This is a genomic window from Carnobacterium jeotgali MS3 (assembly GCF_000745125.1).
GTDB classification, from domain to species: Bacteria; Bacillota; Bacilli; order Lactobacillales; family Carnobacteriaceae; genus Carnobacterium_B; species Carnobacterium_B jeotgali.
The window spans coordinates 701091-717794 of the sequence record NZ_JQNF01000010.1 but is presented as its reverse complement, the minus strand read 5'-3'; the positions used below and the strand labels follow the sequence as shown (position 1 = coordinate 717794).

The window sequence follows — 16704 nt, the reverse complement described above, 5'->3', positions numbered from 1 at the left end:
TTTACAAATTAAAACAATACAGACATTTTTATTGGTCAATTTTTCTTTCGATTATTTTAAAAAGCCATTACTTCATTAATTCGTTTCACTGCCAACTCAAAATACTTATCATCCATTTCAATTCCAACTGCTTTTTTATGCCTTATTTTTGCAGCAATTACGGTAGTTCCACTTCCTAAGAAAGGATCTAAAATATAATTTTCTTCTTTCGTAAAATTTAAGGCAATATCAACAATTTCTTCAGGATAAGGAGCAGTATGTCCTAATATGTTGGTTCCTTTTGAGTTTATCTTTTTTACAGTATCAATTCTTTTAACTTTAGTATAAGATATATTTTTATTTTTTAATTTCGATTTAGAAAACACAAAAATATGTTCGTAACAATTTATAGGTTTTACATATCCTGAAAATTTATTTGATGAAGAGTTTCTTTTAGATTGTACTTCACCTTTATCCCAAATAATATTACCCTCAACCTCAAAACCAACTAATTCAAATATTAACACACTATAAAAGCCTAAAATAGTTCTTCTTTTAGACATATTAGATTTGATAAAAATATTATCTTGCGAAACAATATCTCCTATATTGTAAAAATATTTCCCTTCTTCTTCAATTTTTTTGTATACTGATGAAGCATTAATCATCATATCAATAAGATAACAATATAAAGTTTCCCATTGTGAATATTCTCTTGCATTATAGTATGGAGGAGAAGTTACTGCAGTATCAATTTTAATCGGTAGGTACGGAATTATATTACTTGAATTACCATGGTAAATAAATGAATTATCTATTTCTTGATATTCCAATTTTTCACTCTCATTCATTTTTACTTTTATATTTCTAGAAATTTCTTTGAATAATTTGAATATTTTAAGATCTTCAAAAAGATTACTTTCCTTCGTTACGTATTTATTGAATTTTTCTACTACAATATTTCGACCATATGAACTAAATTCATCAATTTTATCATTTTTTACATACAGTACGTTTTCTTTATTCCAGCTATAGAATTTTAAAATCATAGATATTACATTTGAATCTTCTGAAAATATATCTCTTCTAAACTGTTTACGTAATAAATCATCTATTTTATTTTTTTTATCATTTTCCCAAAGTAATAAACTTCTTTTTGTTCCAAAATAATCATATCTTTTGCCTCTACCAATTTTACTTCTTGCAGGACAATTTGGATTAGAACATTCAAAGCTCTTATATAATAACTTAGGATAAGAGTTGCCTCTACCTGATTCGATCATGCATGCTGGACAGGGTATTGGATCTTCATCTAATTCAATTTTTTGAAAAATCAGAACTTTTTTTGCTCCATTTTCTGAAATATATAAATCATTAAACTGAAATCCATAGGAAACATCTTGATAATAATCTGCAATTAACTCCTTTAGTGTGCTTAAACTAGCTTTATCAATATTATTATTATTATCCAAAAATTTAGATAGTTCATCAATTCTTCTTTCTTTATTTTTTTTATTATATACAGAGAAGTCAGACTCATTTAGGAATTGTTCAGCAAATATAGCTATCTTTGAAATTAAAGACCATGAAAATGTCGTTTCATCATCTTCTAAATAAATTGCTAAGTTATGATAATTTGACAATGTAGTATATGTTTCTTTAATGAAAGAGCATACGTCTTCTAATGGGTTATCTACTGCACTAGCTTTTAAATGAAGTAAGATTAATTGATTTTCATTAATTTGTTTTGTTTTTATATATTGAAGGTATTTATCATTCTCATCCTTAATGGTTTCTCCAGTAAAATTTTTATACCTTGCTGTTATCGAACCGAGTACACTATTGTTATTTCGTACTAACCCATTTTCAATTAAGTTATACGCACTCACCAAAATCGACTCATCTTTCAAGATATAGCTACGATATTGTGAAAATTTATCATAATCTTTTATAGGATATCCAATTAAATATTTTCTTAATTGTTCTTTCTCAACTGTACTAACATTAAAATTGTGCTCTTTTTTTAGCTCATTAATTAAAATTGTGATTTTTTTATCTGCAACCCTTGTCATATCTAAAACAATTGAATCTAAAATTCTTTCATCAATATTTAAATCTAGCTTTTCCTTTATTAAATTTAATACGTTTTTTTTAATTTCCATTAATTTCTCCTACTTTTATATTTTCTATTTACTTTTCCCCTCCCCAGTGGTAGAATAAAAACATCGAAACCTGAGGAGGTAACATATGGTAAAAACAGCAAACTCTTGGAATAAAGTCTTTCCAAAAACACTTTCAAAAAAGATTGAGAAGACCGCAGAAGCACGGAGCGGCAAAGGTATTTACAAAAGACGTAACAATCGGAATTACAGAGTTATTATGCATCTTTCTACTTATCGTTACATCGATTCAAAAAATTCAGAATTTTTATCTAACTTCGAAAATGGATTTGCAATACGTATAAGTCCTGAAGAGTTTTTTACTTCTGATGTGCCTTTACCAGACTCTGTAGTACTTGGAAAGAATGCATTTGTATATTACAAGACAATTTCTTCTTTTAAGAAATTCCCTCCTAATGCTGATTGGAACGAAATTACTGAACTTTATACTTCAAACAAACCAAAACCAGAAAATGAGCCTGAATGGATTGGAGAATATGCTCTATTTATTAACAATGCAAAACCATCAAAGATTTCTAGAATATGTGGTAAAGCTGGCTCATTAACTAGTGTTGAAAAACAAATTCTTAAGGATAACTATAGTCTTGAGAATGTACCTAGTCAAGCTGGCCTTGGTAATTTTGATTATGATTATGCTACTAAAGATGAAACAACTGCTATTAAATATCAGTTATCTTATTTTATGCTAAAAGTTAATGGTATGAAGGAGTACTTAAATGATTTATGTCAAAGTGATTTGGTAAATAAAACTTTTGGTTTTTCTCCAAATGCCTATAAATCATGTACACAACCCAATGGATTCTCCACTCTATATGATACCATATTAGAAGACATTACTAAATATTGTGAAAACCATGATTTACTTGACTTCGAAAAACTAATTAAAATTCGAGCATGGGGGGAGGCAGAGAACCAACCAGTTTGTCCTTTATGTCTACAGACTTTAAATGCTCAAGACTTTCTTGAAGTTGCAGAGCAAGTTAATGGTAGAGAGGAAGAAGACAATACTCGCTCTAAAATTGCATTAATGCATATTCATGCTCTTCGTCCAGGAGAATTAAATCATAGAGTATACAATTTAGGTTGGGGTCATAGGCACTGTAATACAATTCAAGAAGACTATGATATAGAAGAAATTTTAAATGTCTTACGCTTAATTGTAGATCATAATTCAAATGAACTACTTTCAGATGAAACTCTACCAGTTGATGACTTAACAGTTACTAAGTAAAATTTAAATAAAAAAGTGTACTGTAACATTTATTGTAAATGTGCAGTATACTTTTTTTATTATTAAAAACCTCATTTACTTATGGTACGGTTCTAATATCTTTAAATAAAATATTTTCCTCCATCAGCTACTTTTCATTATCTAAATGATTATTTAAATTACATCATGAATTAATGACCTCATTTATGATATGGTTCATTCCGGACAATTTTAAATCCTCGATAAATTTGCTCGATTAAAACTAATCGCATTAATTGATGAGGAAGCGTCATTTTCCCAAAAGAAATAGGTGTATTGCTTCTTTTCATTACAGCATCACTTAAACCTAATGATCCACCAATGACAAAAACGAGCGTACTTTTTCCTTGAACACCTAATTGCTCAATTTCTTTAGCAAATGCTTCTGAAGTTCGTTGTTTGCCTTCAATTGCCAATGCAAAAACATGAGCTTGATCTGGGATTTTTGCTAAAATGCGTTCGCCTTCTTTTTCTTTGACTTGAATCATCTCAGCTTCACTTAATTTCTCAGGTGCTTTTTCATCCGGAACTTCAATTAATTCCATTTTACAATACGCTGATAATCTCTTAGCATATTCTGCAATACCCATTTTCAAATATTTCTCTTTTAGTTTACCCACAGTTATTATTTTAATGTTCAAAAAAGTTATCCTCCTATAATCACAGGTTATCCACAAAAGTTATCCACATGTCCACAACTTCATATCATTATCTAGTGGTAGAATGCTTGTTCGACACTACATATATTGCATCTTCCTCGCAATAACCACATTTTTGTTTCAAGTTATCAACAGGCAATAATTGGTCTAGTACTGGCATTTCAAAACCGCCGTAAACCGCGTCATCTAATGCTTCTTCTATATGTTCTTTACACGCTAAAATTTTATCCATCCACAACACCTTCCTAGTTTTGTGGATAACTTTTTTTGCCTCCACATACCTATGTAGTTTATTTTACAGCACTTATCCACATTGTTCAAAACTTTTTAAACTTACTTGTCCACAAAAAATAAAAAAACCAATTAAAAATTGGGCTTTTTATCATTTATTCAAATTAAAAGAATTCGTTTCCATTGTTTTTACGAAGAACTAGACTTTTTACATTCTACACCTTATTATTTTTATATCGAATCTTCTTTTCTTATTACTAAACTATTAGGGGCGGTTTTTATGAGAGAATATCAAAATAAAACTGAATTAATCAACGCCATTAAAGAACATTACCAAAAATATATCACTGAATTTGATTCTATTTCTGAAGAGTTTAAAAATAAACGAATCATAGAAGTAGAGCAAACTCCTTCTGAAAACTTATCTTATCAGATTGGTTGGGTGACTCTTTTACTTCAATGGGAAAAAGATGAACAACAAGGAAAAATTGTTCAAACGCCTACTGAAAAATATAAATGGAATAATTTAGGTGGATTGAATCAATCTTTTTATCAAGAATATGGGAACTATTCTTTGGCAAAACAAAAAGAATTGTTAACTCAGTTGGTTGAAGAGCTTTGTCATTGGGTGGAAAGTCTATCTGATACTGAACTATTTGAATCAGAACAACGAAATTGGGCTACTACAAAAGCCAAGTGGCCTATTTGGAAATGGGTTCACATAAATACAGTTGCACCATTTACGAATTTTAGAACCAAAATTCGTAAATGGAAAAAATTAAATAATTAAAAAAGAGTCTAAGGTTTTCGCTTAGACTCTTTTTTCATTTTAAATTTTTCATTCTATTTATAAACTTTTTTCAGCAGCAGTCATTGTAACTGTTGTTTTTTGCAATTTACCATCATGATAATATTCAATTTCAATCTCTTTACCCAGTTCTGAAGCATAAATTTCTTTACGTAAGGAAATGGAATCTGTAACTTCTACACCGTTGAATTTTACAATAACGTCGTATTGTTCTAGACCGCCAATTTCAGCTGCTGAACCTGGTTGAACTTCAGCAACTACAACGCCAGAAGAAACTTTTTCAGGTAAATTCAGTACAGAGTCTTGTTGTTGTTCTGATATTTCAGTTAGATCTAATAAACTAATACCTAATATCGGGCGAACAACTTCTCCATTCGCTTCTAATTGATTGATAATACTTACTACATCATTACTTGGAATAGCGAATCCCATTCCTTCAACCGTATCACTAGAAATCTTCATTGAATTGATTCCAATAACTTGGCCTGCTATATTAATTAATGCCCCTCCTGAATTACCTGGGTTGATTGCCGCATCGGTTTGAAGAGCTGTTACTTCCCAATCGACAACTCCATCACCTGTAATATCCGTTTCAACACTACGGTTTTTAGCAGATATAATTCCTTGAGTCACTGATGAAGCGAAGTTTGTACCTAAAGGAGAACCTATTGCAATTGCTGGTTCACCGACTTTTAAGGTTTCAGAATCACCAAAATTAGCCACCGTTGTTACTTTTTCAGCCGGAATTGATAACACGGCTAAATCCGTCCAAATATCTGTCCCAATTAATTTTGCTTCAACTTTTGTACCATCTTTTAAGATAACTTCAATCGCATCTGAACCATCTATAACATGATTATTTGTTACAACATAAGCCGTGTCATTATCTTTTTTATAAATAACTCCACTACCTTCACCAGCTGTCTCTAAGCTGTCTTTTTCTTGCATACTTTCCTGAGTTTCAAATGCACCACCAAGCCCACCAGAAGTTTGTTTTGCTTGCATATTTACAACTGAAACGACTGCATCTTCTACTTTAGTTACAGCTTCTGTTACATCGGAAGTAACATTTACACTGACATTAGTTGTAGTTACTTCTCCTTGTTCATTTACTGTACCGTCGGTGTTTAAATCATTATCGTCCGTAGCCAACAAGTATCCACCGCCTAATGCGGCCACTACTAAACCACCTATCAAACCTCCAACCAGTCCATTTTTCCAAGAATTAGTCTTTTTGCTCTTTTTTGAAGGGGGTTCTGTATTTGTGGATTTCACTTGGTTTTGGTCATTTGATTTAACATCTTCTTTATCATGTAACGGCAAATTTGTTTGATCGTTATGATTTTCATCACTCATTGCAATCACCCCTAGTATTTTTTTATAGTTCTATTATATTTTTTACATTTGAATTTTATATGAAAAATTTGGGATATTTCATATAATTCTTCTATAAGTTTAACATTAAATCTGCTTTAAAGGACACTGTTAAACACTCGAAAAAAAAGAATTGACCTCTCGTGAAGGTAAGATCACAAAAAGCCAATTTTTTATTTAAACCACGAATAAAGAAGTCGGTTCCACTGGATCAGTATCAAAAACAATAAATTTATCCTCTACACCAGTCTCTTCTTCTTTTAAAATACTTACAGCCGTCATATGAGCCAATTCTTTCAGATTATTGTCTTTACTTAAATGACCTAAATACACTCTTTTAGTAGCGTCTCCTATAATTTCAGATAATGCTAATGCACCATCTTCATTTGAAAGATGCCCTTTGTCTCCTAAGATACGTTGCTTTAAGTGCCATGGGTAATTGCCCATTCTCAGCATTTCAAGGTCATGATTACTTTCAAATAGATAAGCATCTGCATTCGAAACAATACCTCTCATACGGTCACTAACATAGCCAGTATCAGTCAACATGACAAACTTCTTATTGTCTTTATGAAAACTATAAAATTGAGGAGCGATAGCATCATGTGAAACACCGAAGCTTTCAATATCTATATCCCCAATAGTCATCGTTTTACCCATTTCAAATAAGTATTTTTGTTCTGTTTTAATGGTACCAATAATAGGTGACATAGCTGCCCAAGTTTGTTCATTTGCATAGACATCTAAATTATATTTTCTAGCTAACACACCCACTCCATGGACATGATCTCGGTGTTCATGCGTTACCAAAATACCATCCAAGTCTGCTACATTTCGGTCTATTTTTTTTAATAGTTCAGTTACTCTTTTTCCACTTAATCCACTATCTACTAATAATTTTTTTTCTTTGGATTCTATATAAGTCACATTTCCAGAACTTCCACTGGCAAGAATGCTGACCTTTAAGCCATTATTTTCATTGGATATCATCTAAAAAATCCTCCTCTATTACCTTTATCATTTTACATCAAACTTATTTAAATTCAAGTTTTCATGACGCAAAAAAAAGACCCAAAGAAAAAGGTTTAACGTCATTTCGTTACTTACACCTTTACCTTTGAGTCTAACTATTAACTGACTAATTAATTTGTTCAGTGAGCTGCATGACCGTCTTAATTGGCATTCATATTTTCTTCTGCAGCAGATTCTTCAACTGTAGTTGCTTCATTCATATTAGATCGAATAATACTTCCATTGAGAGCATCTACTCGTTTATACTCTGTATTCCCGCTATTGATAATTTCAATATACCATATAGGTGCATACATACTTAATTTTTGTAACGAAAGTGTTTTAGAATAAGTTAATACTGGTTTTCTGACCGTAGCATTTGCAGGTATCTCGTCATTTTGGTATAAAATTTCCACCGCATTTTTATCTGTAATTAAGGTTCGACTTTCCCCTTGAACAGTGACAGGACCCGCAAACATTTGATCATAAGAAATGATTTGTTTTTTATTATTCAAATGAAATATGATTTCAGATGTTCCATCTGCTATCGGGATGTTATTCGCGATTTGAGTATACTTTATTTTTTGATCACTTGAACTGTAACTAAAGTAACGGTATTCTTTACCAAATAAAACTTGATCACTTAATACAAAGTCATCGATTTGTTCAATATCATCTTCTGTTAAACCTGTTCCTTCTGATAAAGTAAGCGGCTTAGAAAGTAAACTGCTATAAAGTGACCCATCTTCTTCAGCTGTTCCAGAACGATTTTTTAATTGATTGATATTTTCTGCTAACAAATTATTCGTTTCAGCTTGAACATAAGGAACTTTATTTTCGATTTTTGAAAATTTTGGCAACTTAATATTTTCATTTTCCATTTCTTCAATAAAATCGATTACTTGATTTGAACTACTAGAATAATAATTTTTATTTTTATCTATATACGTAAAAATTAAGAACGCATTTAAAAAGAGAAAGGTAATAATAAAAATAATTTGAATTCGTTTAAAATCCATATTATTGACCCCCTTCATCTAGAAGCAGGCGTTGAGCAATTTCCCAAGTGCCGTTAATATTGACATACCAATTAGGTTCCAAATTGATAACACGGTCTGATTCTGTACTATTTGTCCAAGTATAGCCAATTTTCAGATCATCAATTTCCGAACTATCATAGCCATGTTCTACCAAAGCATCTATGACACTTACTCCACTTTGAAGTGTTTTTAGTTCTTCGACATCAGAAATAGGCGTTTGAGCAATGACTAAAGGAACTTGCAACCGTGATAGCCCATCTTCAACGACTGTAATATAGGTTGTTCCATAATCAGATATCTCACTGAAAACGGGAAACCCTTGAATATAACGACGATAAGTGACTTCTTTTGTTGAGTCATTATAATTAAAATAATGAACAGCAGATGCCCAATTTTCATATTGAATCAATTCATTGTAACTTGATCTGAGAGTGTCTGTAATAGACAACTTATTTTCAGCACTCCGATTTCTATAATAAGTTAGAATATCTGTATTTTCATTAATTTGTAATTCGCTAACATAATCGTTATAACTAACAATATTGTCGCCATTATCGCTATTTTCTCTTACTTCAGAAGTATCATCAAATAAACGTTCAATAAATAATTGATTGGTTTGTCTCTCAACCAAATAGCTTAAATACGGCAATTCAATTTCTTCTTTGGACGTATATATTTGCTTTCCTTCATCCAGAGCAGGTGTTGCTAAATAAGATTTAATGCCTTCGGAATTGAATAGTTTATCCAATTTGTCTTGATTTATTCCTTCTATTGCCTCACTGTAAAATAATTTAGAATGAGTGTTATAAAAATAAATTTGGCTTAAATCATTTTCCAAAAAATACATCCGGTTAAATGAGCGATCTTGGTATTCACCTGCAAGATTATTAAACCTATCTGAAAATATACCAAAAGATATATTTTCTATAAAAACTAATTCTACTGCATTAACTTGGCTTATTTTTTTTTCATATTCTTCATTTGTTAGTTCAACAGGCTCATCTAAAGTATCTACTTGCCAGTTAGTCATCTCTTTCGTTAACGATTCCACAACATCTGTCTGTACGAATACATTTATTTCGTCATTTCTATGAAGGGCAATTTGAGTAGGACCAAATACTTGAGAGAGCTTTCGCTCAATGGAAATGGAAGAAGTTGTTCCTTGGCTGGTATTTGTCTCTTCACTAAACTGACTAGGTTTAGTCCAAATAATAAAGGTTAAAAAGAGACTTAACACAATAAGAGATACTAAAAAAACATTTAAAACTATATCTTTTCTCATTCCCAATCATCCTCCTCATACGGAAGATAAGGCAATGAAATATAGAACGTTGTTCCTTTTCCTTCCGTACTTTCCGCCCATATTTTACCTTTATGTTTTTGAACGACTTCCTTAGATATAGCTAACCCTAATCCGGTCCCTCCCATAGAGCGAGCCCGAGCTTTATCAACTCTAAAGAAACGATCAAATACATTAGCTAGATCTCGTTTTGGAATACCCAAACCTTCATCACTAATACTAAAAATGACACTAGTGTTTGTTTCAACAAGACCACACGTAATCGTTCCCCCGTCTGGAGAATATTTAATAGCGTTATTCATAATATTATCTAAAACTTGAATCATTTTATCTGCATCTACTTCTACCCACAATTGACTCTTAGTAAATTCTCGTTTAATAGAAAATTCTTTCATTGTCTTATCAGAAGATTGTAACATCATTTCAAAGCGTTTAATGACATGGTCAAATAATTCATTTACATTAAGGTATTCTAAATCCAATACACTTTTATTAGAATCCATACGTGAGAGCTCAAGCAGATCTTTAATCATACGAATCATGCGATCTGTTTCTTCTTGTGTGACTTCTAAGAATTGAGGAGCAATTTCCGGATCTTTCCAAGCCCCATCTAATAAAGCTTCTAAATAACTTCTCATACTTGTTAAAGGTGTTCTTAGTTCATGCGATACATTTGAAACAAATTCTTTTCGTTCATTTTCTATTTTCTCTTGTTTCGTTACATCATGCAATACACATACGATTCCACTGATAAAGCCAGTTTCTCTTTGAATTAGGGTAAATTCGCCTCGTAATGTAACCAACATCTCTTCAGTTGAGAAGTCGAATAGCATATCATCTTCATTTTCCAATAATTTGCGTAAGGTATATTCCTTATCAATTTTCAATACTTTTAAAATGGAAACTCCTAAGGCCATTTCCTGGGAAATATTTAACATTTCCATTGCTTTGTCATTAATGATAATAATTATCCCTCTACGGTCAGTGGCAATTACGCCATCAGTCATATGAGTTAATACACTATTTAGACGTCTTCGTTCAGATTCTGTTGTTTCTTGAGCCTCTTCAACTTTTGTCGATAAATCATTGATTGCAGTAGACAAAATACCCAATTCATCTTTGCTATAAACTTTTACTTGTCCAGAATAATCTCCGTCAGCCATTTGAATCGTTTGTTGCGTCATTTCAGTGATGGGTTTAGTTATTGCCCGGGAAATAAACAATGCTAAAATAACGGTTACTGCAACTGCAACTAAAGAAGAGTTAAGAAAAATAAGCGTTATTTCACTTATTTGTTCATATACACTCTCGATATTTGTTGTTAACGCGATTACTCCAAGTATTTCATTGGAACCATTACTTGCCACAATAGGAGAAACCAACTTCCAGATTCGGTCGTTGGTCGCTTGGTCTTTATATTGACTTGTAACAGTATTTCCCAATAATAAGGCTTGATGGACATCTTTATCACTAGTCTTACTGCCCACACTATTTTGTTGCGTACTGTCACTAGTCCCTAAAACATAATGTTGAGCATCAATAATTTGAACTTCTAAAATACCATTTCCAGAAAAATCTTCGATTAATCTTGCAATTTCTTGACTATCTTCTGCTATTTCATCATCTAACAGCATAGGCTGAATCGTATTGTCTAAAAATCCTACTTGTAATCTTTTTTCTTCTTGAAAGTTAGTGACTAATTGTGTTTCTAATTGCCTCACAAAATAAGTTCCAATCAATTCTAATGCTACTAACAGCAGAACAATAAAGACGAAAATGATTTTAAAGTCAATAGATTGAAAAAAAGTAGTTTTTTTCTTCATGAAACATTACTCCTGTTCAGGATTTCTTAAATAGTAGCCCACTCCACGTCTTGTTACAAGCCATGTTGGGTGACTCGGGTTATCTTCAATTTTTTCTCTTAATCTTCTAACCGTTACATCTACCGTTCTTACATCACCAAAGTAATCATAGCCCCAAACGGTTTGCAGTAAGTGTTCTCTAGTCATCACTTGACCTAAATGTTTTGCCAAATAATGCAGCAATTCAAATTCACGATGCGTTAATTCAATTGTTGCACCTCTTTTAGAAACAATATAAGCATCTGGATGTACCGTTAAAGCTCCTACTTCAATATCATTCGTTTCAACTTCTTCAACAACTTGTGTTTTGGCATTATCATGTCTTCTTAAATTCGCCTTCACACGTGCTGCCAGCTCTCTATTTGAAAAAGGTTTTGTCACATAATCGTCAGCACCAAGCTCTAATCCAAGAACTTTATCAATTTCTGAATCTTTTGCTGTAACCATAATAATAGGCATATCATGATTTTTACGTACTTCACGACAAACTTCTAGTCCGTCTTTTTTTGGCAACATCAAATCTAAAATGATAAGATCCGGTAAAACTTCTTCTACTTTTTCTAACGCTTCTTCTCCATCATATGCTGTGAATACTTCATAACCTTCTTTTGTTAAATTAAATTTCACAATATCTGAAATTGGCTTCTCATCATCAACTACCAATATTTTTTTCAAAATGAAACCTCCTTAGAGTTTCTTTCTTTTTAACTTAACTTATTTTTTAATGAGTTTACTTTTTAGTCTAATTACGATAGTTTAACAAACAGTTCTATATTTCATTATACCGAACATAAGATAAGAGTGCAAAAAACAAAATCAAGCGCTTTATATAGTCTATTAATCAAGAAATTAGAGTTGTTTTTCTTAGTACCCTTCAATGGTTAAAGCAATTGTTTTTCCAGCTTGAGCTTTAACTTCATTATTAGGTTTCAAAACGTAGTGATAATTTTCGTTTTCTCCATTTATCACAATGACAGGAATAAAGAGCCGGCAACCACGACTAATAAGATAATCTTTATCAAAGCTTACTAGAGGGTCTCCTTGTTTTACCACCATGCCTTTTTTTAAATCCGTTTTAAAGCCTGCTCCGTTTAAAGTTACCGTATCTAGCCCAACATGAATTAAAACTTCTAACCCATCATCTGTGCGAATTTCAAATGCATGAGAGGCATCTGCTACTTGAAATAACTTTCCACCAATTGGTGCGTAGACTACATCTGAAGTCGGAATCATAGCAAAACCTTCTCCAATCATTTTTTCAGAAAAAACCAGATCTGGCACTTCTTCTATAGGTATTATACTACCATCTGTAACAGCTACCAACAGAGCTTTTTTCTTCTCAGGCACTTCATTTTGTATTTCTGGTTTTGAAGATAAATTCATTCCAATAATCCTCCAATGTTAAACTCTTATTCTTGTACATTAAGAGTCACCTACTCTTTATTTTATCTCTAATTGTACCGGATTCTATTCCTTTTGACCATCTTTTATAAAAAACTAGAAGTTTAGTTGATTATGTTGATTTCTTTTTTTATTTATTAGTGTATTTTTGGCATTAATGCGATTTCATTTTGTTTGGATATTCCTTTTATTAATGGTATTCTATAGAAAATAAAGGTGTATGAATTACTTATAGACAAAATAAGTGAGACTCATCTGATTTTATAACCAATTATTTTTCTTCAAAATTTATTCTAATGAAAGGAGTGTAAAAGCTAAATGTCAATCGAATTTATAGTAGCACTTGGTATTGTCGTTTTAGCCTTGGTTGCTTTAGTTATCGTCGGAATACTCATTGGCAAGAAAATAGGAACCGTAGTGAAAGAAATCAATTCAACACAAACTACCGTTCAAGATCATATAACTCACTTTACAAAAGAAGCAAACGCTATAACGAGTAAGATAGATAATATAACTGCTCAAGTAGATGGTATAAATAAGGATATAGCGGTAAAACAAACTTACATTTCTGACTTTACTCAAACAACTACTACATTTGGAGACTCTGTCAACGACTTAAAACAAACTAGCACTAACGTTGTTTCAAATTTTTTCAAAAGATCAAACAAAAAAACAACGGTGACTCCTCCTCAAATATCAAAAGTAGGAAAAACTGCTCTAAAAATGTATCAAAACAGAAAAAAAAGAACAAAAAAACGTTTTTCATTTAACTAAACTAACTTAGAAAAGAGGAATTTTATTATGGCTAATAGTTTTACTAGAACTTTATTTGTAGGTGCTGCTGCTGCAGTTACTGCTTTATTACTTGCTCCTAAATCTGGAAAAGAATTGCGTCAAGATATCAAAGCACAAGCAAACGATTTAAAAGATCAAGCAATGGATCAGGTGAATAGTTTTGCTGAAGAAGTAAAACAAAGTTACAAAGAAGTTGAAGAAGAAATCAGTTATACTGATCCTGAATTAGCTGCTACCATTGAAGATATTGAAACAGACTTAAATTTACACTCTGAACCACTTGATCATTCAGAATTTACTGGTGCTGTGGAAGTTCCACCAACATCTGTAGTTGAAGACTTATCTAATGCTCCTGACTTATCTGTTGAAGATAGACGTGGACAATTATAGAGCTAAAAAAACACTCCCGCTAATGAGTACATCATTAGCAGGAGTGTTTTTCTTTTTATGGCTTTTCAACTAATAGAGAATTGTTAAAAAATCCTTTAACAATTAATTTATTTTTTCGCTAGGAGGAGATTCTTAACCGTTTGCCCAATATCTTTACTGCGACAGATAACTGAAATAACAGATACACCGTTTGCTCCTGAAGAAAGAATGTCACTAGTATTTTCTTCTGTGATTCCTCCTATACCAACAATAGGAAAGTTCTCAAACTGTTTTCGCGTAGCACTTAAAAAATGCAATCCAGCAGGAGGTTTCGCATCTTTTTTAGATTGCGTTTTATAGATTGGTCCAATTCCCACATAATCTGCTCCACTAAGTATCGCCTGTTCCATTTCTCTAGAATTGTGTACCGAAACGCCTACTATTTTTCCTTTCGCTTGTTTACGAAATCTAGAAAGAGCTAGATCTTCTTGTCCAATATGGATACCATCAGCATCTAGTTTGAGAGCTAATTCAACATCATCGTTGACGATAAAAGGCACTTGGTATGCTTGACACATTTTTTGGCAAGCACGAGCAAATTCTTCATAAGCGATACCGGTTAATGCTCCTTCACCTTTTTCACGTAATTGGAAACATGTAATACCTGCTTCTAATGCTTCTTCAAGTGTTTTCAAAGGATCTTTTGTACAATTTATTGTTCCCATTATAAAATAGACACGCAATAGATTATAGTCCACTGATCTCTACCTCACAAATTCCTTGCTGACCATTATAAGCAAAGTGATTTGTTGGCCCATGTCCATGTCCAATATAAAGAGGAGTAGAAATGGCTAAATGAATAAATTTTTTAGACTCAATTATGGATTCCTTTATCGATAGTCCTTTTGCTATATTCGCTGTAAGCGCTGCTGAAAATGTACAGCCTGTTCCATGTGTATCTTTTGTTTGGATACGAGGGGTCGTTAGTGAAAAAGAATCTATACGGGAATACACTCGGTCTATTGCGTATTCACCATCTAAATGTCCTCCTTTGATAACGACACATTTAACTCCCATTTCAAGTATTTCTTGTGCAGCTTCTTCAATATCTTTCACATCTTTAATGTGTCTGCCTGTTAACAGTTCTACTTCAGGAATATTTGGTGTGCAGATTGTTGTATAAGGAAAAAGTTTTTCTATTAACGTTGTTACTGCTGCATCCTGTAAAAGACTTGTTCCGCCCTTTGCGATCATCACAGGATCAACAATCAACGGAATGTTTTGTTGATCCTGTGATGATTTTAGCTACAACTTCAATAATCTCAGTTGAAAATAACATGCCGGTTTTAATGGCCTTTATAGAAAAATCATCCAGCACAGTTTGTACTTGTTTTTGTACAAAACTTGACGGTACTTCAAAAATACCGTGGACTCCTAGTGTATTTTGGTCAGTTAATGCTGTAATAGCTGTTGTCCCAAATACACCAAGTTCTTGAAATGTTTTTACATCTGCTTGAATTCCAGCACCACCACCTGAATCTGATCCGGCAATTGTTAATGCAATCATTTCTCCACCTCCGCTAACTCTTGTAATCTGTTCATAAATTGCAAGGCAAAATCCCCTACATTTTTTGTGTTTTGTTCAGCAGCTTGTTTATAGTCTTTTAGCGTTGTTACTAAATTCTGCAGTTGATTTGTACCTCCACTAGCAAGAGACGCTGCACAAATAGCACTTAATAAACATCCTGTACCTGTAATATGTGTTGCTAGCTCTTTACCTCCTGAAATGTGCAGTTCCTCATATCCATTTGTTATAAAATCTGATTCACCTGTTACAATAACAAAGCATCTATACTGCAAAGATATTCGTTTGGCTACTAAAGCAATATCTATTTCACCCGTGCCGCTGTCTACACCTTTTGATTGCCAAACCTCACCTGCAATTGCTGCTAATTCTCCTGCATTACATCGAATTAAGTTAAACTGAATATTCTTTAAAAGTAGCTGAACCAATTGTCTCCGATAACTTGTAGAACCAACACCTACAGGATCCAACACTATAGGAATGGATAATTCATTGGCTTTTTCCCCAGCTAACATCATAGATTCTGCCGTACGATCATTTACAGTGCCAATATTAATCAGCAAAGCTTGGGAAATCGACACTATTTCCGTTACCTCGTTCACTTCATCAGCCATAATAGGTGAAGCACCGACTGCAAGTAAACCATTCGCCGTAAAATTAGCGACCGCGTAGTTTGTCATACAGTGCACTAAAGGAGCCGTCTTTTTTATTTGTGATAACATTTTTCATTCCTCTTTCTCACATTTTTTGTCTACCATCTGAATAACTGACTTCTTAATCTTATTAGCGTTCTATCTATCCTTTCTTTTCAAAAAATACGACTCTCAGACCTCCTTTATATTGGACGTAAGCAAAAAAAAC

The 16704-nt window shown here is 32.4% G+C and carries 16 protein-coding genes and 1 pseudogene; 4 read left to right on the top strand and 13 right to left on the bottom strand.

Annotation, left to right across the window (positions count from 1 at the left end; genetic code table 11):
• Nucleotides 1-56 precede the first annotated feature (56 nt).
• Entirely contained in the window at nt 57-2141 is a 2085-nt protein-coding gene (locus tag BP18_RS11015) for a DNA-methyltransferase (RefSeq protein WP_035050627.1), read from the bottom strand.
• 85 nt (nt 2142-2226) lie between these two features.
• Here BP18_RS11015 and BP18_RS11010 point away from each other — a divergent pair, with 85 nt between their 5' ends.
• Complete coding sequence (locus BP18_RS11010) at nt 2227-3390, top strand: BstXI family restriction endonuclease (RefSeq protein ID WP_029277829.1); 1164 nt, start codon at nt 2227-2229, stop codon at nt 3388-3390.
• Nucleotides 3391-3569: 179 nt separating this feature from the next.
• Here the strand turns inward: BP18_RS11010 and rlmH are convergent, their stop codons facing one another.
• Nucleotides 3570-4049 carry a 23S rRNA (pseudouridine(1915)-N(3))-methyltransferase RlmH gene (gene rlmH / locus BP18_RS11005; protein WP_007724069.1) on the bottom strand — a complete coding sequence of 160 codons (480 nt, stop codon included), beginning with the start codon at nt 4047-4049 and terminating at the stop codon, nt 3570-3572.
• A 67-nt stretch (nt 4050-4116) separates the two neighbouring features.
• Nucleotides 4117-4299, bottom strand: a complete 183-nt coding sequence (locus tag BP18_RS11000; protein ID WP_007724067.1) for a CxxH/CxxC protein — start codon at nt 4297-4299, stop codon at nt 4117-4119.
• Between the two features lie 279 nt (nt 4300-4578).
• Here BP18_RS11000 and BP18_RS10995 point away from each other — a divergent pair, with 279 nt between their 5' ends.
• The gene (locus tag BP18_RS10995; protein WP_007724064.1) at nt 4579-5088 is read left to right on the top strand and encodes a ClbS/DfsB family four-helix bundle protein; all 510 of its coding nucleotides are present in this window, start codon (nt 4579-4581) and stop codon (nt 5086-5088) included.
• A gap of 57 nt (nt 5089-5145) precedes the next feature.
• On the opposite strand, the gene BP18_RS10990 is transcribed toward BP18_RS10995, so the two are convergent.
• The 7 genes from BP18_RS10990 to BP18_RS10960 form a co-directional block, all read right to left on the bottom strand.
• Entirely contained in the window at nt 5146-6381 is a 1236-nt protein-coding gene (locus tag BP18_RS10990; RefSeq protein ID WP_029277826.1) for a trypsin-like peptidase domain-containing protein, read from the bottom strand.
• Nucleotides 6382-6657: 276 nt separating this feature from the next.
• Nucleotides 6658-7467, bottom strand: coding sequence for an MBL fold metallo-hydrolase (locus BP18_RS10985; protein ID WP_407921366.1), 810 nt, complete (start codon nt 7465-7467; stop codon nt 6658-6660).
• 185 nt (nt 7468-7652) lie between these two features.
• Complete coding sequence (locus BP18_RS10980; RefSeq protein WP_007724058.1) at nt 7653-8510, bottom strand: two-component system regulatory protein YycI; 858 nt, start codon at nt 8508-8510, stop codon at nt 7653-7655.
• 1 nt (nt 8511) lies between these two features.
• Nucleotides 8512-9813, bottom strand: a complete 1302-nt coding sequence (locus BP18_RS10975) for a YycH family regulatory protein (protein ID WP_007724057.1) — start codon at nt 9811-9813, stop codon at nt 8512-8514.
• A complete protein-coding gene (gene walK / locus BP18_RS10970; RefSeq protein WP_007724056.1) occupies nt 9810-11654 on the bottom strand; it encodes a cell wall metabolism sensor histidine kinase WalK in 1845 nt (614 codons plus the stop codon). The genes BP18_RS10975 and walK overlap by 4 nt, the downstream gene beginning before the upstream one ends.
• A gap of 6 nt (nt 11655-11660) precedes the next feature.
• Nucleotides 11661-12368 (bottom strand): response regulator YycF, encoded by a 708-nt coding sequence (yycF, locus tag BP18_RS10965; RefSeq protein ID WP_007724055.1) that lies wholly within the window; start codon nt 12366-12368, stop codon nt 11661-11663.
• Between the two features lie 189 nt (nt 12369-12557).
• Nucleotides 12558-13076, bottom strand: a complete 519-nt coding sequence (locus BP18_RS10960; RefSeq protein ID WP_007724054.1) for a PTS sugar transporter subunit IIA — start codon at nt 13074-13076, stop codon at nt 12558-12560.
• Between the two features lie 336 nt (nt 13077-13412).
• On the opposite strand from BP18_RS10960, the gene BP18_RS10955 reads away from it, so the two are divergent.
• On the top strand, nt 13413-13868 hold the full coding sequence (locus tag BP18_RS10955; protein WP_029278046.1) for a hypothetical protein: 456 nt from the start codon (nt 13413-13415) through the stop codon (nt 13866-13868).
• Between the two features lie 27 nt (nt 13869-13895).
• Nucleotides 13896-14279, top strand: coding sequence for a YtxH domain-containing protein (locus BP18_RS12970; protein ID WP_029278044.1), 384 nt, complete (start codon nt 13896-13898; stop codon nt 14277-14279).
• 107 nt (nt 14280-14386) lie between these two features.
• Here BP18_RS12970 and thiE read toward each other — a convergent pair whose 3' ends face one another.
• The 3 genes and pseudogenes from thiE to thiM form a co-directional block, all read right to left on the bottom strand.
• Nucleotides 14387-15016, bottom strand: a complete 630-nt coding sequence (gene thiE / locus BP18_RS10945) for a thiamine phosphate synthase (protein ID WP_029278042.1) — start codon at nt 15014-15016, stop codon at nt 14387-14389.
• Nucleotides 15006-15825 (bottom strand): annotated as a pseudogene (gene thiD / locus BP18_RS13035) (bifunctional hydroxymethylpyrimidine kinase/phosphomethylpyrimidine kinase). The gene thiE and the pseudogene thiD overlap by 11 nt, the downstream one beginning before the upstream one ends.
• Entirely contained in the window at nt 15822-16565 is a 744-nt protein-coding gene (thiM, locus tag BP18_RS10935; RefSeq protein WP_029278040.1) for a hydroxyethylthiazole kinase, read from the bottom strand. The pseudogene thiD and the gene thiM overlap by 4 nt, the downstream one beginning before the upstream one ends.
• Nucleotides 16566-16704: the final 139 nt, after the last annotated feature.